Consider the following 23,422-nt stretch of genomic DNA (forward strand, 5'->3'; position numbering starts at 1 on the left):
AGGTCAGCTGGGTGGGACCCTCCGCCACCCCTCGTCCGTCACCACCACGTGGTCGAGGAACCGCAGACCGACCGCCTGAGCCCCCGCCGTGAGGCGGGATGTCGTGAGGCGGTCGGCCTCGCTCGGCGTCAGCTGGCCGGTGGGATGGTTGTGGGCGACGCCGAACGCTGCACCCCCGAGGGCGAGAACGCGGGCGAGGGTGTCGCGGACCGGGACGAGAGTGCGATCGGACGCGCCGTCGGTGAGGACAGAGGTACGGAGGACCGCGCCCGCCCCGTCGCAGGTCACCAGAACCGCGCGTTCATGGCGTAAGCCACGGAGGAGAGGGCTCGCGACGGCTGTCAGGTCGGCGGAGCCTGAAATTCGCCGCATGCCGGGAGCCTGCTGGACCGCAACCCGCCGTCCCAACTGGAACGCCGCCGCGACCCGCGCCGCCTTCGCCGGGCCCACACCGGGCAGACCGGCGGCGAGCTCATGGGCAGGGACGCGCGAGAGCGCGTGCAGCCCGCCGTGCCGAGCAATCAACCGACCCGCCAGTTCCACAGCGTCCTGGCCAGCCAGGCCAGCCCCCAGCAACAATGCGAGAAGCTCCCGGTCGGACAGCGCCTCCGCACCTCGGTCGAGCAACCGCTCTCTCGGCCGATCCTGCGCCGGGACCTCTCTCATGCGCATGCCGATCAGGCCCGGCTCAATCGACCGAGTCACGGTCGAACGGCTCCGCGTCATCAGGTACGGGGGCAGGCTCTACGGGCTCCTCAGCGCCCATCGACGTGACGTCCGGCCTCGAGCCGTCGCCGCCCTCGGCCGCCGATCCGATCAGGTCGATCAGACGCGCGTGCAGGGTCCGCGACCGAGCCTTCAGGAAGCCGTCGTAGTCATCGCGCAGCGCGGCCTGGTAGGCGTCCTCCTCGATGAGGCACGTTCGCAGCCGAGCGCGCAGCGTGTCCTCACCGTGCCAGTCGATCAGATCCCGCAGATACACGGAAGGCGGAGAGTCGGAGACGTTGTTATTGGTGATCGCGCTCAACATGATCAGGTTTCCGCACACGTTCGCCCGAGCCGCGCTCACTCCGCGTCGCTTCAAAAAAGCGCGCGGGAAGAAGTGGTGAAACTGCTTGTCGTTCTGGCCGGCCAGCGCCTTGTCAGTGTCGATGGCCTGCCCGGTGTTGAGGTCCACCGGCTTCTCGTACGACATAAGCAGGACGTGCAGCTTGGTCGGCGCGTTGGCGCGGGAGAACTGGGTCCGCTGCCAGAGCACGTCACGCGGCAGCGCCGCCCCCGTCTCGATCTCCGTCGCCTGGCCGTCGGCAAAGGCGCTCACCGCATCGAGGTCCGCCGTCATCTGAGACTCGCGCCAGCCCTTGAAGTACTCGCTGCTCGCCGTCAGCCAGAACCACCGGGCGATCGCCGCGTACTGATCGGCGGACGGCTTCGGGAGCCGTCGGAACAGCTCCACCAGGACCGCGAACTGGTTGTAGTACGGCAGAGCCTCGGCGCGAGGAGTGCGGATCTGGGTGTAGAGGAAGTCGACCGCCCGAGCGGCGGCCTTGCCCGCCTCGCTCACGGCGTCCTGCAACTCCGCACGGTCGAGACGCCGCAGGTCCTGGATGGATTTCGTGGAGAACCCCAGGCCGGCGGCTGCGGAGATGGTGCGGAGCATCGTCTTGGTGTCGACCCGGCCGTACCGCTTCCGGTCGAGGACTCGCAGCAGTTGCTCGATCTCCTCCTTGAGATCGAAGTCCTTCGACCAGGTGCCCGCACGCACCAGGTCAACGATGTCCATCCGTGTGCCAGTGCTGTTGATGCGCTCGAAGATACGGGCGGAGTCCTCTTCCGTGACCTCGAGCATGGTCACCACCGGTACCTGATAACCGCGGAACTGGTCGCTGAGGGCCTGGGCCCGCCCGACGTGTTCCTCCGTCGGCTTGTCTCGCATCACCCAGGCCATCATCGAGCTGGCCGAGTCCAAATCGCGCACGGGAATGACGTGCGCACCGGCCGGGGTCTCCTCCGTGAGGTACAGGAACTCCTCACGGGACAGGTCGAATCCGATGTTCCACCGTTCCCCCTCGCCGTGCATCGCGCCCACGATGCTCGCCAACCGCTGCTGGCCGTCGATGACGTACTGCACCGGAGCCCCGGAAACCGGCGGGGCAGCAGTCAGCCCTGCGATCTCGTGACCGCTGGCCAGCCTCCGGTCGGACGTACGCCACATCAGCAGACTGCCGATGGGATAGTTCCGGCGGACCGAGTCCAGCAGATAGAGCACCTGCTCCGGCTCCCAGACGAATGCCCGCTGGTACTTCGGCAGAACGATCTCACCGGACAGCACGCGGTGCGCGAGCGTCGAGATCGGCACAATCGTCGGTTCGGGCGCTGTGACGCCCCCGGCCCTGTGAGATGACCCCATTCCGCCCCTCCACTGCTGTGCCTGCTCGCCGGTGCAGCTGTCGAGACGATCCTAGAAGGCAGCACTGACAATCCGCCGACCACGTCAGAGGACCAGCACAGGACGCAGCCCACTGCGCGCCAGCATGCCGCACAGGCACCCAGCACGGATCCAGCACGGTACGGATATGAGGGGGTGATGACAGGTGACGACAGCTCAGAAGATCCAGCACCCATCCAGCACGGTAAAGATCAAGGGGTCCAACCCCGAAGAGCCGGACCCCATCTGACCTGGAAGTTTGCCAGATCAGCGAAGTGGTGCTACGTCACCCGCTACACATTGAACCGGAACTCCACCACAAGGCTCTGATCTGCGGAATCCGAAGGACTGCTCCACTACGCCGGTGGCCTGATCGCGCTCCCCAGCCCCCGCGCCTCAGAGCCGCGCCGAAGGCCCTTGCGAACTACGCGGACCAGCTACTCGATGAACTGGCCGCTGCGAACGACGGCTGTCTCATCAAGCCCATCGAATCCGGCCCGCACGCGGTGAATTGGGCGTCTCGGGTCAACGCCGCCCGCAAGTCCGGCAAGATCCCCCACACGCAGGAGCTGTACGGGTACCGCACCCACCGCGGCTACGAGATCAAGCTGGTCGACATCCCTGCCTGGCGCCTCGCGGAACTCACCCCGCTCCCTGTGCCGGCCAGACTCACCAAACCCCATGCCGTCGCGGCTGCCCTCCAAAAGCAGCCGCAGCCCATGGGCCTGACCAAACCCCTCCAGGGCCGAGCCCTGCGCATCATCCAAACCCTCATCACCGCCACCGAAGCCCAAGGCCACAAGGCAGCGCTCGGAACCACACAAGGCGCGCCCCCGCCCCATCGGCGCCGCAAGGCGCCACCGCACTTCACCATCACCGCCCAAGGCGGGGGCGTCGGCTTCCTCGTCCTTCAAGAACAGGAATGCAGCGAACACGTCCCCACGGACAAGGAACTCGCCGACGCCAAGAAGCACTCATGGATGCGCATTTCCCGCTTCGACTGCACCCCCTCCAGCCGCCTGCGTTTCATACTCCGCGGCGGCAGCCCGCACCGCGCCAGCGAATGGGCCGACCTCGCCGACCGGCCTCTGGAAGAACAACTCGCCGAGATCGTGCAGGAGGTCGGACTCCGCGGCGAAGCCGCAAAACGCAAACGCCTTGCAGAGCAGAAAGCCAGAGAGGAAGAGCGGAAGCGCTGGGAAGCCGCCATGCAGGAAGCCCACGCCGCCTACGCCCACGCCTACCGCGTCAAACACCTCGGAGAACAGGCGGACACCTGGTACCAGGCCAGTCTCCTGACCGAATACATCGCAGCAGTAGGCGACCACGCCACATCACTGCCGCCCGGGCAGGAGCGGGCCGAGACCGAGGCGTGGCTCGCGTTCGCGGACGCGCACCTCCAAAACCTCACCGAATCGGTCTCAGCACCGAAACTGCCCACGCCGCCGAAACCCAGCGGCGACGACCTCAAGCCCTTCCTCGGTCACTGGAGCCCCTACGGACCCCGCTCCTACTGAGCCGGACCAGGGGAAATCACACCGCCACGAGCCGGACCCGCTCGCCGCACAGCTTGGCCATGTCGTCAATATCGGAAGTCAGCATGACCACGGGGCGGTGCTGTCGCAGCGCGGCCTCGGCAACGGCCGCATCGATCGCGTACTTGTGTCCGTGCAAGCCGGCATTCATCAGCAACTTCGAGGCAGCTCTCGCTTCCTCGTCACCAACCGGGACGACCCGCAGCCCGGAAAGCACCCAGTTCAGGCGGGACTTGTTCGTACGCGCGTGGACGGCCTCAATGATGGTGAGCGCACTGATCACGACCTCCATGCCGCGCGACCGCGCCTCAGCGATCAGGGCCACCACCTGCTCTTCGTCAGCGAGCAGCTTCGAGAGTCCCTCGCTGTCGAGGACCAGCGTCCCCTCGTGACTCAGCCTGCGGCGGGCCACTCGGCCTCCTCGGCGAACACCTCGTCGAAGACCTGCCGCGCCCGTTGACGAGCCGACTCGGAGACCGGCCCCTTGCGGCTCTCGTAGTCCGCCAGGTACTCGTCCAGGACCTGCCCCCGCAGCTCACGCTCGACCGCGTCGGCGATGAACGCGGAGAACTCCCGCTTCCCCACCCTCGCCCGGATCGCCTCCGCGGTCCCCTCCGGCAGCGACAGGCTCACCCGCGTCGCCGGCCCTTCCCCGATGCTGTACGTCGTCTCAGCCATGCCTCCGATTGTGTCAAACGAGTAGGAAAAGTGCTACGGCCGGAATCCACACGCCCCCAGGGGCGTGAAGAAGACGTGTGGGTGAAGCCCCTCCCACCCACCCTCAGATCGGGCAGATCGCTGCCCGAATCCCAGCACGAGAAAGACCAAGGGCCCGACCCCGAAGAGCCGGACCCTCTCTGACCTGCATGTTTGCCAGATCAGCGACGTGGTGAGATGTCAGCCACTACACATTGAACCGGAACTCCACCACATCCCCGTCCTGCATCACATAGTCCTTCCCCTCCATGCGCGCCTTGCCCTTGGCGCGGGCCTCGGCCACGGAGCCGGTGGCGAGGAGGTCGGTGAAGGAGATGACCTCGGCCTTGATGAAGCCCTTCTGGAAGTCGGTGTGGATGACACCGGCGGCCTCGGGGGCGGTGGCGCCCTTCTTGATGGTCCAGGCGCGGGATTCCTTGGGGCCGGCCGTGAGGTAGGTCTGGAGGCCGAGGGTGTTGAAGCCGACGCGGGCCAGGGTGGCGAGGCCGGGCTCTTCCTGGCCGACGGACTGGAGGAGTTCGAGGGCCTCGTCCTCGTCCAGCTCGGCGAGGTCGGCCTCCAGCTTGGCGTTCAGGAAGATCGCCTCGGCGGGGGCCACCAGCGCGCGCTGCTCGTTCTTGAAGTCCTCGTCCGTCAGCTCGTCCTCGTCCACGTTGAAGACGTACAGGAACGGCTTGGCGGTCAGCAGGTGCAGGTCGTGCAGCAGCTCGGCCCGCTCGGTGCCCTGGAGGATGCCGTGCGCGAAGAGCGTGTCGCCCTTCTCCAGGATCTCCTTGGCCTCCTCGACCGCCTTCACCTTCGGAGCGACGTCCTTCTTGATCCGGGACTCCTTCTGGAGCCGCGGCAGGACCTTCTCGATGGTCTGGAGGTCGGCGAGGATCAGCTCGGTGTTGATCGTCTCGATGTCATCCTTGGGTGAGACCTTGCCGTCGACATGGACGACGTTCTCGTCCTTGAAGGCGCGGATGACCTGGCAGATCGCGTCCGACTCGCGAATGTTCGCGAGGAACTTGTTGCCCAGGCCCTCGCCCTCGGACGCGCCGCGCACGATGCCGGCGATGTCCACGAAGTCGACCGTGGCCGGAAGGATGCGCTCCGAGGCGAAGATCGAGGCCAGCTGGGCCAGCCGGCCGTCGGGAACCCCGACCACGCCGACGTTGGGCTCGATCGTGGCGAACGGGTAGTTGGCCGCCAGCACGTCGTTCTTGGTCAGGGCGTTGAACAGGGTCGACTTGCCGACGTTGGGCAGGCCGACGATTCCGATCGTGAGCGACACGTTGCGACTTCCCGTGGATGAGAGGGCCAGGAGCTGGGGCTGCCAGGCCCTCGGAGGACACTGGCCGATCCACCAGTCTACGGCGTTCCGCGCGCCCTCCTCCCGGGAGCGCCGTCCACCCGGCCAAGGTCCGCCCATCGGCGTGTCTGGGAGCCGATTGGGCACATAAGCAGACCTAAGTTGGTCCAATGGAGCAGCACAGAACGCGACCCCCGAACGACGGACGGCGACGCGGCCACCCGCCGCACGCCCATCTGCCGCCGCAGGCCCGGCGCCGCCCGCCCGGCCCGGAGGCGGGGCGCGGCGCGGGGCAGTCACGGCCGGTACCGGGTCCCCGGCTCACCGGGCTCGGGGGCGGGCTGTTCTGCATCGCCGCGATGTTCCTCCTGGGCTGCCTCGACGAGTTGCTCTTCGACGGCTCGCTGCCGGTGTACGGCGTGCTCTTCCTGCCCGTGTGCGTGCTGACCGCGCTGTGGGTGCGTCCCGGGGATGTGCTGACCGCGCCGGTCGCCGTGCCCATCGCCTTCGCGACCGGGCTGTTCGTGGTCGCCGACGGGCGCGAGGGGATGCTCAGTCGTCTGATGGGCCTGGTGACCGGGCTGGCCACCCAGGCCGGCTGGCTGTACGGGGGGACGCTGGCCGCCGGGGTGATCGTGCTCGTACGACGGGTGCGGTGGGTGCGGTCGCGACGGCGCCCGCACTGAGCGACCGGGGGAGAGAAGGGGGGCTGTTCCTCGCGCGCCGTCGGCCACGACCATCAGCGGCCCCCTACCGGCCCGCGCCGCCCCCGGCTCCCGCGCCTACGACCGCTGCGCCGCCCTCATCGCCGCCCCCACGATCCCCGCGTTGTTCTGGAGCTGCGCGGGGACGATGTCGGCCTTGATGCCCTCGATGTGGTGCAGGAACTTGTCGGCCTTGCGGCTGACGCCGCCGCCGATGATGAACAGCTCGGGCGAGAACAGCATCTCCACATGCGCCAGGTACTTCTGGACGCGGCGGGCCCACTGCTCCCAGCTCAGGTCGTGGTCCTCCTTGGCCTTGCTGGACGCCTTGTGCTCGGCGTCATGGCCGCCGAGTTCCAGGTGGCCCAGTTCGGTGTTGGGGACCAGGACGCCGTCCGCGAAGAGGGCGCTGCCGATGCCGGTGCCGAAGGTGAGCAGGATGACGGTGCCCCCGCGGCCCCGGCCCGCGCCGAACTGCATCTCGGCGACGCCCGCCGCGTCCGCGTCATTGACCACCGTCACCGGCAGGCCGCCCAGTCGGTCGCCGAACAGGGCGCGCGCGTCGGTGTCGATCCAGCTCTTGTCGACATTGGCCGCCGTACGGACCGTCGCCCCGTCGGTGACCACGCCGGGGAAAGTCAGGCCCACCGGGCCGGTCCAGCCGAAGTGGTCGATCACCTGCTTCACCCCGTCGGCCACGCCGTCGGGCGTCGCCGGGTGGGGGGTGAGCACCTTGCAGCGCTCCTGGGCGAGGTCGCCCCTGTCGAGGTCCACAGGGGCGCCCTTGATCCCGGATCCGCCGATGTCCACGCCGAAGATCTGCATGGCTCCACGTTACGACGGACCACTGACAGTCACGCCCAGGCGGTCGTGATCACTCCCCGGAAGCGCCCGATCCGCCGCGCTCGGCCACCAGGTTCGCCGCCTCTTCGCGCAGGTCGCGGCGGAGCTCCTTGGGCAGCGAGAAGGTGATGGACTCCTCGGCGGTCTTGACGATCTCCACGTCTCCGTAACCGCGCTCGGCGAGCCACTCCAGGACCTGCTCGACCAGGATGTCCGGGACGGAGGCGCCGGAGGTGACGCCGACGGTGCTCACGCCCTCCAGCCAGGCCTCGTCGATCTCGTCGGCGAAGTCCACCAGGTACGCCTCGCGGGCACCGGCGAGCTTGGCGACCTCGACCAGGCGCTTGGAGTTGGAGGAGTTGCGGGAGCCGACGACGATCACCAGGTCGGAGTCGGCGCCCATCTGCTTCACGGCGACCTGGCGGTTCTGCGTGGCGTAGCAGATGTCGTCGCTGGGCGGGGAGACCAGGCCGGGGAACTTGGTCTTCAGGGCGTCGACGGTCTCCATGGTCTCGTCCACGGAGAGGGTGGTCTGCGACAGCCAGACGACCTTCGACGGGTCGCGGACCTCGACATTGGCGACGTCCTCGGGGCCGTCGACCAGCTGGATGTGGTCGGGGGCCTCACCGGAGGTGCCGATGACCTCCTCGTGGCCCTCGTGGCCGATCAGCAGGATGTCGTAGTCCTCGTTCGCGTACCGGACGGCTTCCTTGTGGACCTTGGTGACCAGGGGGCAGGTCGCGTCGATGGTGGCGAGGCGGCCGCGCTCGGCCTCCTCGTGGACGACGGGGGCCACGCCGTGCGCCGAGAACATGACGATGTTGCCCTCGGGCACCTCCTCCGTGCGCTCGACGAAGACGGCGCCCTTCTTCTCCAGGGTCTGCACGACGTACTTGTTGTGGACGATCTCGTGCCGGACGTAGATCGGGGCGCCGTACTGCTCCAGGGCCTTCTCGACGGCGATCACGGCGCGGTCCACACCGGCGCAGTAGCCTCGGGGGGCGGCGAGCAGGACACGGCGGCGAGGCGAAGCGGTCATGGGTCCATCGTAGGGGGCGTACGGGCGCGCCGGGATCAGCTGTCCGCGCCCGGCCGGACCTCCTTGTCGGTGGCGGCCATTACGCTCGGCGCATGGCTTTGAAGACGACCCCTGAGGCGCCCCTGCCGGTCGGTGAGGTCTCCCGGTTGATCGGGGGCTGGATCGACCGGCTGGGCGCGGTGTGGGTCGAGGGGCAGATCACCCAGCTGTCGCGGCGGCCGGGCGCCGGCGTCGTGTTCCTGACGCTGCGCGACCCGTCGTACGACATCTCGGTCAGCGTGACCTGCTTCCGGCAGGTGTTCGACGAGGTGGCGGACATCGTCGGCGAGGGCGCCCGCGTCCTCGTGCTGGCCAAGCCGGAGTGGTACGCGCCGAGGGGTCAACTCTCCTTGCGCGCGACCGAGATAAGGCCGGTCGGGGTCGGTGAGCTGCTGGCCCGGCTCGAACAGCTGAAGAAGTCGCTCGCGGCGGAGGGGCTGTTCGCGGCGGCGCGCAAGAAGCCGCTGCCGTTCCTGCCGCAGTTGATCGGCCTGGTCTGCGGCCGGGCCTCCGCGGCCGAGCGTGATGTGCTGGAGAACGCCCGGCATCGCTGGCCCGCCGTGCGCTTCGAGGTGCGCAACGTCCCCGTGCAGGGGGTGCACGCCGTCCCGCAGGTCGTGCGGGCGATCGAGGAGCTGGACGCGATCGAGGACGTGGACGTCATCATCGTGGCCCGCGGCGGCGGCAGCGTGGAGGATCTGCTGCCGTTCTCCGACGAGCAGCTGGTGCGGACGGTGGCGGGCTGCCGTACCCCGGTGGTGTCCGCGATCGGGCACGAGCCCGACAGTCCGCTGCTCGACCTGGTCGCCGATCTGCGCGCCTCCACCCCGACCGACGCGGCCAAGAAGGTCGTACCGGACGTGGGCGAGGAGCTGGAGCGGGTGCGGATGCTCCAGGGGCGCGCCCGGCGCTGTGCGCACGCGCTGATCGAGCGCGAGGAGCGGGGGCTGGCGCATGCGCTGGCCCGGCCCGCGATGGAGGATCCGCACCGGATGCTCGACGAGCGCGCGGACCATGTGGCGTCCCTGGTCGCGCGGAGCCGGCGCACTCTCGGCCATCTGCTGGACCGCGCGGACTCGGAGCTGACGCACACGCACGCGCGTGTGGTGGCCCTCTCCCCCGCGGCCACGCTGAAACGCGGCTATGCGGTGCTCCAGCGTTCCGACGGGCACGTGGTGCGCGATCCGGGCGAGGTGAGTGAGGGCGAGGCGCTGCGAGCGCGCGTCGCCGACGGCGAATTCACGGTGAAGGTGGGCGAATGACCGGCAAGACGGAGACCGGCGGTACGGAGGCGACGCTCTCGTACGAGCAGGCGCGGGACGAGCTGATCGAGGTCGTACGGCGGCTGGAGGCGGGCGGCACCTCGCTGGAGGACTCCCTGGCGCTGTGGGAACGCGGGGAGGAGCTGGCCAAGGTGTGCCGGCGCTGGCTGGAGGGGGCGCGCGCCCGCCTGGACGCGGCGCTCGCGGAGGAGGAAGAGAGCGGAGAGGGTGCCGAGTAGGGGCCTGCCCTGCGCGGGGCTGTGGGGTGGGTCACCTCCCGGCAGGTTTTGTTGAAAGTTAAAACTCAATGGGCGTAGGGTCATGCGGTCAGCCGCGGTCCGGAGCGGACCGTTCGCATCACCGAGGAAGTCACGATGTCTCTCGTTCTTGACCCCGCCGCCCAGGACCTGCTGTTCCGCGAGGCCCACACCGCGAACACCTTCACCGACGAGCCGGTGACCGAGGAGCAGGTCCGGGCGATCTACGACCTGGTCAAGTACGGCCCCACCGCCTTCAACCAGACCCCGCTGCGCGTCACCCTGGTCCGCTCCCCCGAGGCCCGTGAGCGCCTCGTGCGGCACATGGCCGAGGGCAACCGGCCCAAGACCGCCACCGCCCCGCTGGTCGCGATCCTCTCCGCGGACAACGAGTTCCACGAGGAGCTGCCGGCCCTGTTCCCGGCCTTCCCGGCCGCCAAGGACGCCTTCTTCGCCGAGCGCCCGGTCCGTGAGCGCTCCGCCGCGCTGAACTCCGCGCTCCAGGCCGCCTACTTCATCGTCGGCGTGCGCGCCGCCGGCCTCGCCGCGGGCCCGATGACCGGGTTCGACTTCGAGGGCGTGCGCAAGGAGTTCCTGGACGACGACCACACCCCGCTGATGGTCGTCAACATCGGCCGCCCGGGCCCGGACGCGTCGTACCCGCGCTCCCCGCGGCTCGCGTACGAGGACGTCATCACGACCGTCTGAGCCACCCCGCACAGCGGAAAGGGGCCCCCGGCGTCGCCGGGGGCCCCTTTCCGATGCCCGACGGATCACGACTGCCCGACGGATCACGACTGCCCGACGGGATACGACTGCTCGACGGGTTACGACGCGGAGGTCTTCTCCATCCGGAGCGCGGCCGCCATCTTCGTCAGGTCGGTGAAGGAGGCCGTGCCGGCGACCACGGTGGTCGAGCCGGGCGTGCCCTCCAGGACGAGGGCGTCGTAGCGGCCGCCGGTGTAGTGGGTCCAGGTGCGGCCGCCGATCCGCTCGGTGGTCTTGGTGGCCTTCGCGCCCTGGGTGGCCTGGTCGATGAAGTCGGCCCGCTTCTGCGCCGACTGCTCGATCTGGACATACTGGGCATCGGGGGTCTGGAAGCCCAGGTGCCAGTAGTCGCCGTTGGCGCCGTCGTAGCTCACGGAGGTGGCCTTCCAGGTGCCGGACAGGCCCTCGGGCCCCGCCACCGGGTAGCTCGCCGCCCTGCGGGCCGTGATCAGCTCGACCCGGTAGTCGACCCGCTTGAGGTCGGGAGCGTGATTGTCGTGCGGGATGGCGAAGAGGTAGACGACCGCCGCCGCGATGCCGATCAGGGCCAGGGAGAGAATCATGTCCCGGGCCGTCTTCTGCTTGCCTTTCGAACCTGCCACGTCCCTATCGTCGCAGGTGCCTCAGGCGCTCAAACGTGGGGTCCCCTGCTCATTTTGTCTGCCTAACGATAGAGTCATGGCCAAGACCCTCATCCGGCCGTCGCCGTATCAGAAAGGTGCGCCCCGATGACCGAAAATCATCACCTGCCCTCCGAACTCGATGTTCCCGCCGAGGCTCCCGACCGCAACCTCGCCCTGGAACTCGTCCGGGTGACCGAAGCCGCGGCGATGGCCGCCGGCCGCTGGGTCGGGCGCGGTGACAAGAACGGCGCCGACGGCGCCGCGGTGCGCGCCATGCGGTCCCTCGTCTCCACCGTCTCGATGAACGGCGTCGTCGTCATCGGCGAGGGCGAGAAGGACGAAGCCCCGATGCTCTTCAACGGGGAGCACGTCGGGGACGGCACCGGCCCCGAGGTGGACATCGCCGTCGACCCGATCGACGGCACCACGCTCACCGCCAAGGGCATGCCGAACGCGATCGCGGTGCTGGCCGCCGCCGAGCGCGGCGCCATGTTCGACCCGTCCGCCGTGTTCTACATGGACAAGCTGGTCACCGGCCCCGAGGCCGCGGACTTCGTGGACATCGACGCGCCCGTCGCCGTGAACATCCGGCGGATCGCCAAGGCGAAGAAGGCGACCCCGGAGGACGTCACCGTCGTCATCCTGGACCGGCCCCGGCACGAGGGCCTGATCAAGGAGGTCCGGGAGGCCGGCGCGCGCATCAAGCTGATCTCCGACGGCGATGTCGCCGGATCCGTCTACGCGCTGCGCGAGGGCACGGGCGTCGACCTGCTGCTCGGCATCGGCGGTACGCCCGAGGGCATCATCTCGGCCTGTGCCGTGAAGTGCCTGGGCGGCACGATCCAGGGCAAGCTGTGGCCCAAGGACGACGAGGAGCGGCAGCGCGCGATCGACGCCGGGCACGATCTCGACCGGGTGCTCACGACCGACGACCTGGTGTCCGGGGAGAACGTGTTCTTCGTGGCCACCGGCATCACCGACGGTGAGCTGCTGCGCGGTGTGCGCTACCGGTCGGAGACCGCGCTCACCGAGTCGATCGTGATGCGCTCGAAGTCGGGCACGGTGCGCCGGATCGACTCCGAGCACCGCCTCAGCAAGCTGCGGGCCTACAGCGCGATCGATTTCGAGCGGGCCAAGTAAGCCACTTCGCAAGCCGTTCGGCGCCCTCTGTGCGGAGAGGGCGCCGTTCGCTTTTCCGGGCGACGACGGGAATTGTCAGACAGGCCCTAGCCGGCTATGCGGTCCGTCGTCACGCGGGCCGACTTCTTCAGGTCCAGGTCGCGGCGGCGGCGACGCGCCAGGACCACTCGGCGCTCGGCCGCCGTGAGGCCGCCCCAGACGCCGTAGGGCTCGGGCTGGAGGAGGGCGTGTTCGCGGCACTCGACCATGACCGGGCAGCGGGCGCAGACGCGCTTGGCCGCCTCCTCGCGGGACAGCCGGGCGGCGGTCGGCTCCTTGGACGGGGCGAAGAACAGTCCCGCCTCGTCGCGCCGGCACACGGCCTCGGTGTGCCAGGGCGCCTCCTGGTCCCGCTCCCGCGCTGGCACCCGCTGGGCCGGTACGGCAGCTACCTGCAGGGATGAATGCGGCGGTTGCAGCACGGGTCTACTCCTGACGACGGCTTCGCGAGCGAGCGACGATGCAGCAAGGCCTACCCGCTGTACGCGCGCCTATGCACTGCGTTCCCGACGGCAGGTGATTGCCGGGGAGTTCGCGACCGTCAACGGTCCAGGTGTTTGCGCAGCTTCCGCTCGACCTTGTCCTGGACCCGCTCCAGGATGTCCGAGACGAGCTTGCCGCGCTTGGGCCGGGCCTCCACATTGCCGAGGACGGCCCAGCCGTCGATGTAGACGACCGGCGCGTCCGTCTCGGTCGAGTCCAGCGTGGCCACGTCGAAGTTGCCGAGGACGCCGCCGCCGGTGCCGCGCAGCGACACGTTCTCCGGGACGCGGATCTGGATGTCGCCGAAGACCGAGACGGCCTTGATCACGACCTGCTGGTACTCGAAGATCGCCTCGCTGAGGTCGATCTCGACGCTGCCGAAGATCGAGTACGCGTGCATCCGGCGTCCGGCGCGCCAGCGGCCGCGGCGGACCGCGCTGCTGAAGACGGCCACCACGTTCGCGTCGGACTCGCCGGGTATGTCGTCCGTGGGGCGCGGCGGGGCGGGGGTGTAGGCGGCGCGGGAGGCGTGCTGGTGGGCGGCGGGCAGGTCCTGGATGAAGACCTCCAGCTCGCCGACCGTCTTCGCGTTGAGCACGCCGTCCACGCGCTCGGCGTGTTCGTCGGCGGTGAGCCGGCCCTCGGCGAGGGCCTCGCGGAGGATGTCGGCGACCCGGTCGCGGTCGGCGTCCGAGGCGCGCAGGGCGGAGACGCTCGGGGTGGCGTCCTGGGTACGGGCGGGCTTCTGAAGGTCCACGGCAGCAGCGTACCGAAACGCGATAGATCGCGACTAGGGGTGTGGACAACCCCGGTGTGTCGGACCTCCGGCCCGGCCGAAACGCGGGCTCACGGCCACTGAGCCCTACCTCACAAGTTCACTGTCGGCGGCAGGTTCTACGCTGGACGGGCCCGCCAGCGTCGGCGGGCGCCGTCCGTCAGAGTGAGGAATGGGCTGAGATGCCTGAGTTCGCGTACACCGATCTGCTCCCCCAGGGAGAGGACACCACCCCTTACCGGCTGGTCACGTCCGAGGGCGTGTCCACCGTCGAGGGCCCGGACGGACGGACGTTCCTCAAGGTGGAGCCCGAGGCACTGCGGGCGCTGGCCGCGGAGGCCATCCATGACATCCAGCACTATCTGCGCCCGGCCCACCTCGCCCAGCTGCGCCGCATCATCGACGACCCCGAGGCGTCCGCGAACGACAAGTTCGTCGCCCTGGACCTGCTGAAGAACGCGAACATCGCGGCGGCCGGCGTGCTGCCGATGTGCCAGGACACCGGCACGGCGATCGTCATGGGCAAGCGCGGCCAGAACGTGCTCACCGAGGGCACGGACGAGAAGCACCTCTCGCACGGCATCTACGACGCCTACACCAAGCTGAACCTGCGCTACTCGCAGATGGCTCCGCTCACCATGTGGGAGGAGAAGAACACCGGCTCCAACCTGCCCGCGCAGATCGAGCTGTACGCGACGGACGGCGGCGCCTACAAGTTCCTGTTCATGGCGAAGGGCGGCGGCTCGGCCAACAAGTCCTTCCTGTACCAGGAGACCAAGGCCGTCCTGAACGAGGCCTCCATGATGAAGTTCCTGGAGGAGAAGATCCGTTCGCTCGGTACGGCCGCGTGCCCGCCGTACCACCTGGCGATCGTCGTCGGCGGCACCAGCGCCGAGTACGCGCTCAAGACCGCGAAGTACGCCTCCGCGCACTACCTGGACAACGCGCCCACCGAGGGCTCGCCGCTCGGCCACGGCTTCCGGGACGTGGAGCTGGAGGAGAAGGTCTTCGAGCTGACCCAGAAGATCGGCATCGGCGCGCAGTTCGGCGGCAAGTACTTCTGCCACGACGTCCGCGTGGTCCGGCTGCCCCGGCACGGCGCGTCCTGCCCGGTCGCCATCGCCGTGTCCTGCTCGGCCGACCGCCAGGCCGTCGCGAAGATCACCGCCGAGGGCGTCTTCCTGGAGCAGCTGGAGCGGGACCCGGCCCGGTTCCTGCCGGAGACGACGGACGAGCACCTGGAGTCCGAGGGCGACGTCGTCGAGATCGACCTGAACCAGCCGATGGACACGATCCTCGCCGAGCTGACCAAGTACCCGGTCAAGACCCGGCTGTCGCTGACCGGTCCGCTGGTCGTGGCCCGTGACATCGCGCACGCCAAGATCAAGGAGCGCCTGGACGCCGGCGAGGAGATGCCGCAGTACCTGAAGGACCACCCGGTGTACTACGCCGGTCCCGCCAAGACACCCGAGGGTTACGCGTCCGGCTCCTTCGGTCCGACCACGGCCGGCCGGATGGACTCCTACGTGGCGCAGTTCCAGGCGGCCGGCGGCTCCAAGGTGATGCTCGCCAAGGGCAACCGCAGCAAGCAGGTCACCGACGCGTGCGACGCCCACGGCGGCTTCTACCTGGGCTCCATCGGCGGCCCCGCGGCCCGTCTCGCCCAGGACTGCATCAAGAAGGTCGAGGTCCTGGAGTACGAGGAGCTCGGCATGGAGGCCGTCTGGAAGATCGAGGTCGAGGACTTCCCGGCGTTCATCGTCGTGGACGACAAGGGCAACGACTTCTTCCAGGACCCGGCCCCCGCCCCCACCTTCACCTCGATCCCGGTGCGCGGCCCCGGCCTGGCGTAGCACCCTCGGCACTCGGCGGGGGCGTGCGCCTCCACACGGTGCCCGCTGGGCACGCGGTGGGGGCCGGACCCCGCCCCCACCGCCCCCGATTCCCCGAGCCCGCCCCAGCCCCGCCCGGCCCGAACGACTCGGCCCGCAAACACCGGACGGGCTGCGGGGCGCCGTCAGTCGAACAAACCGGACGACTTCCACCAGGACCCGACCCCCAGCCGCCGCTCACCTCCACCTGTTGCGCGGCCCGGCCCGGCGCAGCCCCTCGGCACACGGCCGGGGCGAGCGCCTCGACACGGTGCGCGGCCCCGCCCAGGCGTGACGCCGTCGGCATGCGGCCGGCGAAGACACGGGCCGCCCCTCGCCGTCTCCCCCGCAGGGCCCCAGTCCGGAAGAGCACCCCCCTACCAACGCCGCACGGACCGAGAGACACCGTCGGACGAACAAGGCGGACGCCCCGGAACCCGGCTCCGCAGCCGCCGTTCGCCGTCCTCCCCGTGCGCGGCCGGGTCCGGGGTGACCCGTACGGGGGTCGGGGCGGGGCCGATGGACCAGCCCGCGGAACAACACCGGGTCCCCGCCCGCTGTACCCGGTATGAGCGAATACCGCATCGAGCACGACTCCATGGGCGAGGTCCGGGTACCGGCGGGTGCCAAGTGGCGGGCGCAGACGCAGCGGGCCGTGGAGAACTTCCCCGTGTCCGGGCAGCGGATCGAGCGGGCGCACATCGAGGCGCTCGCGCGGATCAAGGCGGCCGCGGCGAAGGTGAACGCGGAACTCGGGGTGCTGGACAAGGACGTCGCGGGGGCGATCCAGGAGGCGGCCGGGGAGGTCGCCCGGGGCGACTGGGACGAGCACTTCCCCGTCGACGTCTTCCAGACCGGGTCCGGCACCTCGTCCAACATGAACACCAACGAGGTCCTCGCGACCCTGGCGAGCGAGCGGCTCGGGCGCCCGGTGCATCCGAACGACCACGTCAACGCCTCGCAGTCGTCCAACGACGTCTTCCCCTCCTCGATCCACATCGCCGCCACCGCCGCCGTCACCCATGACCTGATCCCGGCCCTCGACCACCTCGCCGCCGCGCTGGAGCGCAAGAGCGCCGAGTTCGCCGACGTGGTGAAGTCGGGCCGCACGCATCTGATGGACGCGACGCCCGTGACGCTGGGCCAGGAGTTCGGCGGCTACGCGGCGCAGGTCCGCCACGGCGTCGAGCGGCTGCGCGCCTCGCTGCCCCGGCTGGCCGAGCTGCCGCTGGGCGGCACCGCGGTGGGCACCGGCATCAACACCCCGCCCGGGTTCTCCGCCGCCGTCATCGAGGAGGTGGCCCGCGCGACCGGGCTGCCGCTGACCGAGGCCCGCGACCACTTCGAGGCGCAGGGCGCCCGGGACGGCATCGTGGAGACCAGCGGGCAGCTGCGGACCATCGCGGTCGGGCTGACGAAGATCGCCAACGATCTGCGCTGGATGGCCTCGGGCCCGCGCACCGGGCTCGCCGAGATCCGGCTGCCCGACCTCCAGCCGGGCTCCTCGATCATGCCGGGCAAGGTCAACCCGGTGGTGCCGGAGGCCGTGTTGATGGTCGCCGCCCAGGTCGTCGGCAACGACGCCACCATCGCCACCGCGGGCGCCGCCGGCAACTTCGAGCTGAACGTGATGCTTCCGGTCATCGCCAAGAACGTCCTGGAATCGATCCGGCTGCTGGCCAATGTGACCCGGCTGCTGGCGGACCGCACGGTCGACGGCATCACCGCCGACCGCGAACGCGCCCGCGAGTACGCCGAGTCGTCGCCGTCCGTCGTCACCCCGCTGAACAAGTACATCGGCTACGAGGAGGCCGCGAAGGTCGCCAAGAATGCGCTCGCCGAACGCAGGACGATCCGTCAGGTGGTGCTGGAGGGCGGGTACGTGGAGCGCGGCGAGCTGACCGCGGAGCAGCTCGACGAGGCCCTGGACGTGCTGCGGATGACCCGTCCGTAACCGCCGAGCGAACTTTTTCGGCCACGCCCACGCGCACGGGGGAACCGTGACCTTCGCCGCAGCGCCCGCCCCGCCCGGCACCTAATATCTGCCCATGACGGACGACGGAACGATGCGGCAAGCGGCGGCGGGACCTGCGGCGTACTGGGCGCCGGGGACACCGATCCTGTGGCGTTACCGGGAGAACGGCGGCGCGAAGTTCCACATCGTGCGGCCCGTCACCGTCGTACGCGACGACGCCGATCTGCTCGCCGTCTGGCTGGCCCCCGGCACCGAGTGCGTGAAGCCGGCCCTGGCCGACGGCACGCCGGTGCACCGCGAGCCGCTGGAGTCCCGCTACACCAAGCCGCGCACGGTACGGCGGGACCGCTGGCTCGGTACCGGCGTGCTCAAGCTCGCCCAGCCCGGCGTGCCCTGGTCGGTGTGGCTGTTCTGGGAGCCGGGCTGGCGGTTCAAGAACTGGTACGTCAACCTGGAGGAACCGCTGGTCCGTTGGGCGGGCGGGGTCGATTCCGAGGACCACTTCCTGGACATCGACGTCCGTCCGGACCGCAGCTGGCACTGGCGCGACGAGGACGAGTTCGCACAGGCCCAGCGGGACGGCCTGATGCCCCCCGAGACCGCCGAACGGGTCCGCGCGGCCGGCAGAGCGGCCCTGGAGTCGATCGCGGCCTGGGGGCCGCCGTTCTCGGAAGGCTGGCCGGCATGGCGCCCGGACGAGTCCTGGGCGGTACCGTCACTCCCCGAGGGCTGGGACCGTACGCCCGCGCACGTGTCCTCATGAGACTCTTGATGCGCCCCCGGGCAGGAAACGTAGGATCGTCCTCCGCAAGGGCGCTTCGGAGCGACAACTTCCGCGGCTTGCGCCGGGCTTGACCGATCGTCACCGAGGGGCGGCAGGGACGTGAACGAGGGGTATCAGGGGAGCACCGCCGGGCGCGCAGGCCACGCCGGTGGCACGGGAACTTCCTTTGGGCACGCGGAAAATCCGTTCCCGGGACACGTATTGCGGGTATCGGGACTTCTGCGGGACCGACTGCGCGCCCGGCGCGCAGCCCCGGACGGATGGATGCGACACGCGTGACGGAGCAGCCCACCTCCTTCGAGCGCCCCGAGGCGGGCGCCGACCCCGCGGACGGCCGCGGGGCGCTGACACATGCCCCGGAACCGGTCGGCACCCCCGTCTTACCCGTGCAGGCACGGGCGGACGGGACGCCGTCGGGGCCCGGGACGGCCACCTCGTGTGGCCAGCCAATGGACGGCAAGGGGAAGGAGCCCCCAGTCAACGGCCCGGAGCACTCCCAGCCCGCCACCGCGGACGCCGGCGCGGCCCATCGCCCGCGTCCCGCGGAGGCCATTCCGCCGCAGCCAGGCGCCGACCAGGAGCGGACGCCGGGCGGTCCGGAGCGCCGTACCGGACGGGGTCTGCCGCCGGGGCGGCCGATGCCCATGCGGCGTGACGGCGACCGGCTCAGGTTCGTCGGCGCGGCCACCCGGCGGATCGCCCGCGGCCTCGACCTGGACGAGATCGTGATGGGTCTGTGCCGGGCCACGGTGCCGACGTTCTCGGACGCGATCCTCGTCTATCTGCGCGACCCGCTGCCGGTCGGCGACGAACGGCCCACCGGCCCGGTCGTCCTGCGGCTGCGCCGCACCGACCGCATACCGGAGGAGCGGGACACCGACGGCGTCCTGCTGCCCGGCGCGTTCGAGCCGGAGCCCGAGCCGGTCGCGCTCGCGGAACTGTCCTCGCTGACCACCGAGCTGTGCGAGGTGCGCCCCGGCGGCGCCCTGAACGAAGTCCTGCGCGGGGTGCGCCCGGTGTTCGCGGACGCGCCGGCCGCCCGGGCCGCGCTGCCCGAGCTGCTCGGCGACGGCGCGGAGGCACTCGTACCCTCCGGGCAGCACGCGATCCTCGCGCCGCTGCGCGGCCGGCGCCGGGTGATCGGCGCGGCCCTGTTCCTGCGCCGCCCTGAGCGCCTCGCGTTCGAGACGGACGATCTGCTGGTGGCCGCCCAACTGGCCACGCACAGCGCGCTCGGCATCGACAAGGCGGTGCTCTACGGCCGCGAGGCTTACATCGCCGACGAGTTGCAGCGCACCATGCTGCCCGAGACCCTGCCCCGCCCGACCGGGGTGCGGCTCGCCTCCCGGTATCTGCCGGCCGCGGAGACCGCGCGGGTGGGCGGCGACTGGTACGACGCGATCCCGCTGCCCGGCAGCCGGGTGGCGCTGGTGGTCGGCGATGTCATGGGCCACTCCATGACCTCGGCGGCGATCATGGGACAGCTGCGCACCACCGCGCAGACCCTGGCCGGGCTCGATCTGCCGCCGCAGGAGGTGCTGCACCACCTGGACGAGCAGGCCCAGCGGCTCGGCACCGACCGCATGGCGACCTGTCTGTACGCCGTCTACGACCCGGTCACGCATCGCATCACCATCGCCAACGCCGGTCATCCGCCGCCCGTGCTGCTGCATCTGGGCGGGCGGGCCGAGGTGCTGCGGGTGCCGCCGGGCGCGCCGATCGGCGTCGGCGGGGTGGACTTCGAGGCGGTCGAGCTGGACGCGCCCGCCGGGGCCACGCTGCTGTTGTACACCGACGGCCTGGTGGAGTCCCGGCTGCGGGACGTGTGGACGGGCATAGAGCAGCTGCGCGAGCGGCTCGCCGCCACCGCGCAGCTGACCGGACCGGACCATCCGCCGCCGCTGGAAGCCCTGTGCGACGAGGTCCTCGACATGCTCGGGCCCGGCGACCGGGACGACGACATCGCGCTGCTCGCGGCCCGCTTCGACGGGATCGCGCCGAGCGATGTGGCGTACTGGACGCTGGAGCCGGAGGACTCGGCCCCCGGCCAGGCCCGCCGACTGGCCCGGCGCGCGCTCGCCCGCTGGGACATGGAGGACCTCACCGACTCGGTGGAGCTGCTGGTCAGCGAGGTCGTGACGAACGCCGTACGGTACGCGTCCCGGCCGGTGACACTACGGCTGCTGCGCACGCATGTGCTGCGCTGCGAGGTCGGCGACGACGTTCCACAGCTGCCGCGGCTGCGCCAGGCGCGGGCCACGGACGAGGGCGGGCGGGGCCTGTACCTCGTCAACAAGCTGGCCCGGCGCTGGGGCGCGACCCGGCTGAGCACCGGCAAGGTGGTGTGGTTCGAGCTGCACCGCGGCTGACGCGGTACACATGAGGGAGGGCGCCCGGTGAAGTACCGGGCGCCCTCCCTCATGTCCGGCTACGGCTGTTTCTGCTGCTGTCCCAGCTGCCCCCGCTGTCCCCCGAACTGGTCGAGCGGGTTGTCCTTGGTGGGGTCGCCCGTAGGCGGCTCGCTGGTCGGCGGGGCCGTCGGGGTCTGCGTCGGCGACTGGGTCGGGCTCTGCGTCGGCGACTGGGTGGGCGACTGGGTCGGGGAGTGGGACGACGACGGTGTGCCCGACGGCGACTGCGAGGGCGACTGCGTCGGGCTCTTGGTCACGCTGTTCGACGGCGTCGGCGTCTCGACGGCGGCGCCCTGGGAGGTGTCCAGGTCGAACTTGCTGACGCCGCCCATCGCGCCGAAGGTGTAGGCGGCCCAGATCTGCGCAGGGTAGGTACCGCCGTTGACCCGGCCGGTGCCGGGGAGCAGGCCGGTGGCGCCCGTCATCGGAACCTGCGCGTGGGTCTTGGCGCTCTCGCCGAACAGGCCGACCGAGGTGACCAGGCCGGGCGTGTAGCCGGTGAACCAGGCCGACTTGTTGTTGTCGGACGTACCCGTCTTGCCGGCCACCTGCTGCCCGTCACGCGCCGGGTTGGCCGCCACCGACACCCTGGCCGTACCGTCGTCGACCACGCCGGTGAGCACCGAGGTGACCGTGTCGGCCGCCGTCCTGCTGATCACCTGGTCGCCGATCGGGTTGGGGAGCGTGACATCGCGGTCCTTGTGCTCGACCGACTTGATGATGGCCGGGGTGACCTTCTTGCCGTGGTTGTCGAGGGTCGCGTAGATACCGGCCATCTCCAGCGGGCTCGCGCCCATGGAGCCCAGCGTCTGCGCGGGCACCGCCTGCATGCCGGTGGTGTCCATGCCGAGCGCCTTGGCGGTGTTCATCACCTTGTCCATGCCGACGTCGACGCCCATCTGCGCGAAGACGGAGTTGACGGAGTCGTCCATGGCCTTCTGGACGGTGATGTTCCCGTAGTTGGCGTCGTCCTCGTTGGGCGGCCCGAAGCCGACCTTGGCGCCGTGGTCGACCACCTGGCGGCCGCTGGTGCCGTCGTACACCGTGTCGGCGTTGATCGGCTTGCCGTCCTGGGTGACGGAGCCCTGCTGGAGCGCCGCGGCGAGGATCACCGGCTTGAAGGTGGAGGCGGGCTGGTAGTCGGCGCGGGTCGCGTTGTTCCTGAAGTGCTTGAAGTAGTCCGCGCCGCCGTACATGGCGAGGACCTTGCCGGTCTTCGGGTCCACGGACACGGCACCGGGCTGGACATCGCCGTCGACGGAGCGCTTCTTCGGGTCCAGCTTGCTGGTCAGCTGCTGTGTGACGGCCTGCTCCAGCTGGTGCTGCTTGCCCTTGTCGATGTTGAGGGTGATGGTCCAGCCACCCTTTTTCACCAGCGCCTCGGCGTCGCCGATGGTGGCGGCGCTGCCCTGGGCGACCAGTTGCCGCTCCAGGGAGGCGTTGGCCGCGTCCACCAGATAGCCGGTCTGGCCCTTCATGCCGGGCGCCGCCTTGGGCGCCTTCGGCGTCTCGAACTTCATGGCCTGGCGCTTGCCGGCGTCCAGCCAGTGCTGCTTGACCATGTTGTCCAGGACGTAGTTCCAGCGCGCCTGGGCCAGCCGCTTGCCGGTGGGGCTCGCCAGCGCCCAGTCGTACTCGTTGGGCGCCTGGAGCAGGGCCGCGAGGTAGGCGCCCTCCTCGACCGTGAGGTTCTTGGCGTCCTTGTGGTAGTACGCCTGCGCCGCGGCCTGGATGCCGTAGGCGCCGCGGCCGTAGTAGCTGGTGTTGATGTAGCCCGCGAGGATGTACTCCTTGGACTTCTGACGGTCCAGCTTCAGCGAGATGACCAGTTCCTTCAGCTTGCGCGAGACGGTCTGGTTCTGGTCGAGGTAGTAGTTCTTGACGTACTGCTGGGTGATCGTCGATCCGCCCTGCGTACCGCGTCCCATGACGGTGTTGAGCACACCGCGGGCGGTGCCCCGCAGGTCGACGCCGGAGTCGTGGTAGAAGCTCTTGTTCTCGGCCGCGACAAAGGTGAGCTGGACGTCCTTGGGGACCTCGGAGAGGTCGACGCTCTCCCGGTTGAGCTGCCCGGTGCGGGCGAGCATGGTGCCGTCGCTGTACTTGTAGATGTTGCTCTGCAACTGGGCGTCGGCGTTGCCCGCCGGGATGTCCACCAGCATGTAGGCGGCCGCGAAGCCGCCTATGCACAGCAGGCACAGTCCGAAGACCGTGCCGAGGATCTTCTTCCACGTGAACATCCGGCGCAGGAAACTCTTGCGGGGTTTGCCCCCGGGCGCGAGACCCGCCGATCCGTTGCCGGTCTCGGGTATCGAGCGGCGGCGCTGGGGCGCCGCGCGGTGGCCGCCGCGCTGTCGCGCTCGTCTCTCTTCCGCTCGTCCCATGGGTCCTTCGCTCCGCTTCCGTCTCGGTGGTCAGCTCCGAAAGCTAACACC

At 70.0% G+C, this 23,422-nt stretch carries 21 protein-coding genes; 10 read left to right on the top strand and 11 right to left on the bottom strand.

Going from position 1 to position 23,422, the window contains the following annotated elements; genetic code table 11:
- Positions 1–3: 3 nt before the first annotated feature.
- Both HEP81_RS14590 and HEP81_RS14595 read right to left on the bottom strand, forming a co-directional pair.
- The gene (locus HEP81_RS14590; protein ID WP_243279417.1) at positions 4–705 is read right to left on the bottom strand and encodes a JAB domain-containing protein; all 702 of its coding nucleotides are present in this window, start codon (positions 703–705) and stop codon (positions 4–6) included.
- Positions 689–2,359, bottom strand: coding sequence for a GmrSD restriction endonuclease domain-containing protein (locus tag HEP81_RS14595; RefSeq protein ID WP_157854570.1), 1,671 nt, complete (start codon positions 2,357–2,359; stop codon positions 689–691). The genes HEP81_RS14590 and HEP81_RS14595 overlap by 17 nt, the downstream gene beginning before the upstream one ends.
- Positions 2,360–2,703: 344 nt before the next feature.
- Between HEP81_RS14595 and HEP81_RS41495 the strand changes: the two genes are divergently transcribed.
- Complete coding sequence (locus HEP81_RS41495) at positions 2,704–3,945, top strand: hypothetical protein (protein WP_243279418.1); 1,242 nt, start codon at positions 2,704–2,706, stop codon at positions 3,943–3,945.
- 16 nt (positions 3,946–3,961) lie between these two features.
- On the opposite strand, the gene HEP81_RS14605 is transcribed toward HEP81_RS41495, so the two are convergent.
- The 3 genes from HEP81_RS14605 to ychF all read right to left on the bottom strand — a co-directional run bounded on the left by HEP81_RS14605 (position 3,962) and on the right by ychF (position 5,956).
- Positions 3,962–4,375: a PIN domain-containing protein gene (locus HEP81_RS14605; RefSeq protein ID WP_037661709.1), complete on the bottom strand. Its 414-nt coding sequence runs from the start codon at positions 4,373–4,375 to the stop codon at positions 3,962–3,964.
- Positions 4,357–4,641: a hypothetical protein gene (locus HEP81_RS14610; RefSeq protein WP_037661711.1), complete on the bottom strand. Its 285-nt coding sequence runs from the start codon at positions 4,639–4,641 to the stop codon at positions 4,357–4,359. The genes HEP81_RS14605 and HEP81_RS14610 overlap by 19 nt, the downstream gene beginning before the upstream one ends.
- A gap of 226 nt (positions 4,642–4,867) precedes the next feature.
- The gene (ychF, locus tag HEP81_RS14615; protein WP_037661713.1) at positions 4,868–5,956 is read right to left on the bottom strand and encodes a redox-regulated ATPase YchF; all 1,089 of its coding nucleotides are present in this window, start codon (positions 5,954–5,956) and stop codon (positions 4,868–4,870) included.
- A 188-nt stretch (positions 5,957–6,144) separates the two neighbouring features.
- Between ychF and HEP81_RS14620 the strand changes: the two genes are divergently transcribed.
- Positions 6,145–6,660: a DUF6542 domain-containing protein gene (locus HEP81_RS14620; protein ID WP_037661716.1), complete on the top strand. Its 516-nt coding sequence runs from the start codon at positions 6,145–6,147 to the stop codon at positions 6,658–6,660.
- Between the two features lie 96 nt (positions 6,661–6,756).
- Here the strand turns inward: HEP81_RS14620 and ppgK are convergent, their stop codons facing one another.
- On the bottom strand, positions 6,757–7,503 hold the full coding sequence (gene ppgK, locus HEP81_RS14625; RefSeq protein WP_037661718.1) for a polyphosphate--glucose phosphotransferase: 747 nt from the start codon (positions 7,501–7,503) through the stop codon (positions 6,757–6,759).
- Positions 7,504–7,552: 49 nt separating this feature from the next.
- Entirely contained in the window at positions 7,553–8,560 is a 1,008-nt protein-coding gene (locus HEP81_RS14630; RefSeq protein WP_037661720.1) for a 4-hydroxy-3-methylbut-2-enyl diphosphate reductase, read from the bottom strand.
- A 92-nt stretch (positions 8,561–8,652) separates the two neighbouring features.
- On the opposite strand from HEP81_RS14630, the gene xseA reads away from it, so the two are divergent.
- From xseA to HEP81_RS14645, 3 genes are all read left to right on the top strand, one after another.
- On the top strand, positions 8,653–9,861 hold the full coding sequence (gene xseA / locus HEP81_RS14635; protein ID WP_037661721.1) for an exodeoxyribonuclease VII large subunit: 1,209 nt from the start codon (positions 8,653–8,655) through the stop codon (positions 9,859–9,861).
- Positions 9,858–10,100 (top strand): exodeoxyribonuclease VII small subunit, encoded by a 243-nt coding sequence (locus HEP81_RS14640; protein WP_037661723.1) that lies wholly within the window; start codon positions 9,858–9,860, stop codon positions 10,098–10,100. The genes xseA and HEP81_RS14640 overlap by 4 nt, the downstream gene beginning before the upstream one ends.
- A gap of 135 nt (positions 10,101–10,235) precedes the next feature.
- Positions 10,236–10,826: a malonic semialdehyde reductase gene (locus tag HEP81_RS14645; protein WP_037661725.1), complete on the top strand. Its 591-nt coding sequence runs from the start codon at positions 10,236–10,238 to the stop codon at positions 10,824–10,826.
- A 119-nt stretch (positions 10,827–10,945) separates the two neighbouring features.
- On the opposite strand, the gene HEP81_RS14650 is transcribed toward HEP81_RS14645, so the two are convergent.
- Positions 10,946–11,488, bottom strand: a complete 543-nt coding sequence (locus tag HEP81_RS14650; protein WP_037661728.1) for a DUF4245 domain-containing protein — start codon at positions 11,486–11,488, stop codon at positions 10,946–10,948.
- A 126-nt stretch (positions 11,489–11,614) separates the two neighbouring features.
- Between HEP81_RS14650 and glpX the strand changes: the two genes are divergently transcribed.
- Positions 11,615–12,649 carry a class II fructose-bisphosphatase gene (gene glpX, locus HEP81_RS14655; protein ID WP_037661730.1) on the top strand — a complete coding sequence of 345 codons (1,035 nt, stop codon included), beginning with the start codon at positions 11,615–11,617 and terminating at the stop codon, positions 12,647–12,649.
- Between the two features lie 86 nt (positions 12,650–12,735).
- On the opposite strand, the gene HEP81_RS14660 is transcribed toward glpX, so the two are convergent.
- Together HEP81_RS14660 and HEP81_RS14665 are read right to left on the bottom strand one after the other, a co-directional pair.
- Positions 12,736–13,110 (bottom strand): WhiB family transcriptional regulator, encoded by a 375-nt coding sequence (locus HEP81_RS14660; RefSeq protein ID WP_037661732.1) that lies wholly within the window; start codon positions 13,108–13,110, stop codon positions 12,736–12,738.
- Between the two features lie 119 nt (positions 13,111–13,229).
- Positions 13,230–13,928 (bottom strand): DUF1707 SHOCT-like domain-containing protein, encoded by a 699-nt coding sequence (locus HEP81_RS14665; RefSeq protein ID WP_037661735.1) that lies wholly within the window; start codon positions 13,926–13,928, stop codon positions 13,230–13,232.
- Between the two features lie 200 nt (positions 13,929–14,128).
- Between HEP81_RS14665 and HEP81_RS14670 the strand changes: the two genes are divergently transcribed.
- From HEP81_RS14670 to HEP81_RS14685, 4 genes are all read left to right on the top strand, one after another.
- Positions 14,129–15,799: a fumarate hydratase gene (locus tag HEP81_RS14670; protein ID WP_037661737.1), complete on the top strand. Its 1,671-nt coding sequence runs from the start codon at positions 14,129–14,131 to the stop codon at positions 15,797–15,799.
- Between the two features lie 586 nt (positions 15,800–16,385).
- On the top strand, positions 16,386–17,771 hold the full coding sequence (locus HEP81_RS14675) for a class II fumarate hydratase (RefSeq protein WP_037661740.1): 1,386 nt from the start codon (positions 16,386–16,388) through the stop codon (positions 17,769–17,771).
- 94 nt (positions 17,772–17,865) lie between these two features.
- Positions 17,866–18,555 (top strand): cytidylyl-2-hydroxypropylphosphonate hydrolase, encoded by a 690-nt coding sequence (gene fomD, locus HEP81_RS14680; RefSeq protein WP_172636874.1) that lies wholly within the window; start codon positions 17,866–17,868, stop codon positions 18,553–18,555.
- Between the two features lie 296 nt (positions 18,556–18,851).
- Entirely contained in the window at positions 18,852–20,945 is a 2,094-nt protein-coding gene (locus HEP81_RS14685) for an ATP-binding SpoIIE family protein phosphatase (RefSeq protein WP_037661745.1), read from the top strand.
- Between the two features lie 59 nt (positions 20,946–21,004).
- On the opposite strand, the gene HEP81_RS14690 is transcribed toward HEP81_RS14685, so the two are convergent.
- The gene (locus HEP81_RS14690) at positions 21,005–23,371 is read right to left on the bottom strand and encodes a transglycosylase domain-containing protein (RefSeq protein WP_037661747.1); all 2,367 of its coding nucleotides are present in this window, start codon (positions 23,369–23,371) and stop codon (positions 21,005–21,007) included.
- Between the last annotated feature and the right edge of the window lie 51 nt (positions 23,372–23,422).

The organism is Streptomyces griseofuscus, assembly GCF_014673495.1.
GTDB lineage: Bacteria > Actinomycetota > Actinomycetes > Streptomycetales > Streptomycetaceae > Streptomyces > Streptomyces murinus.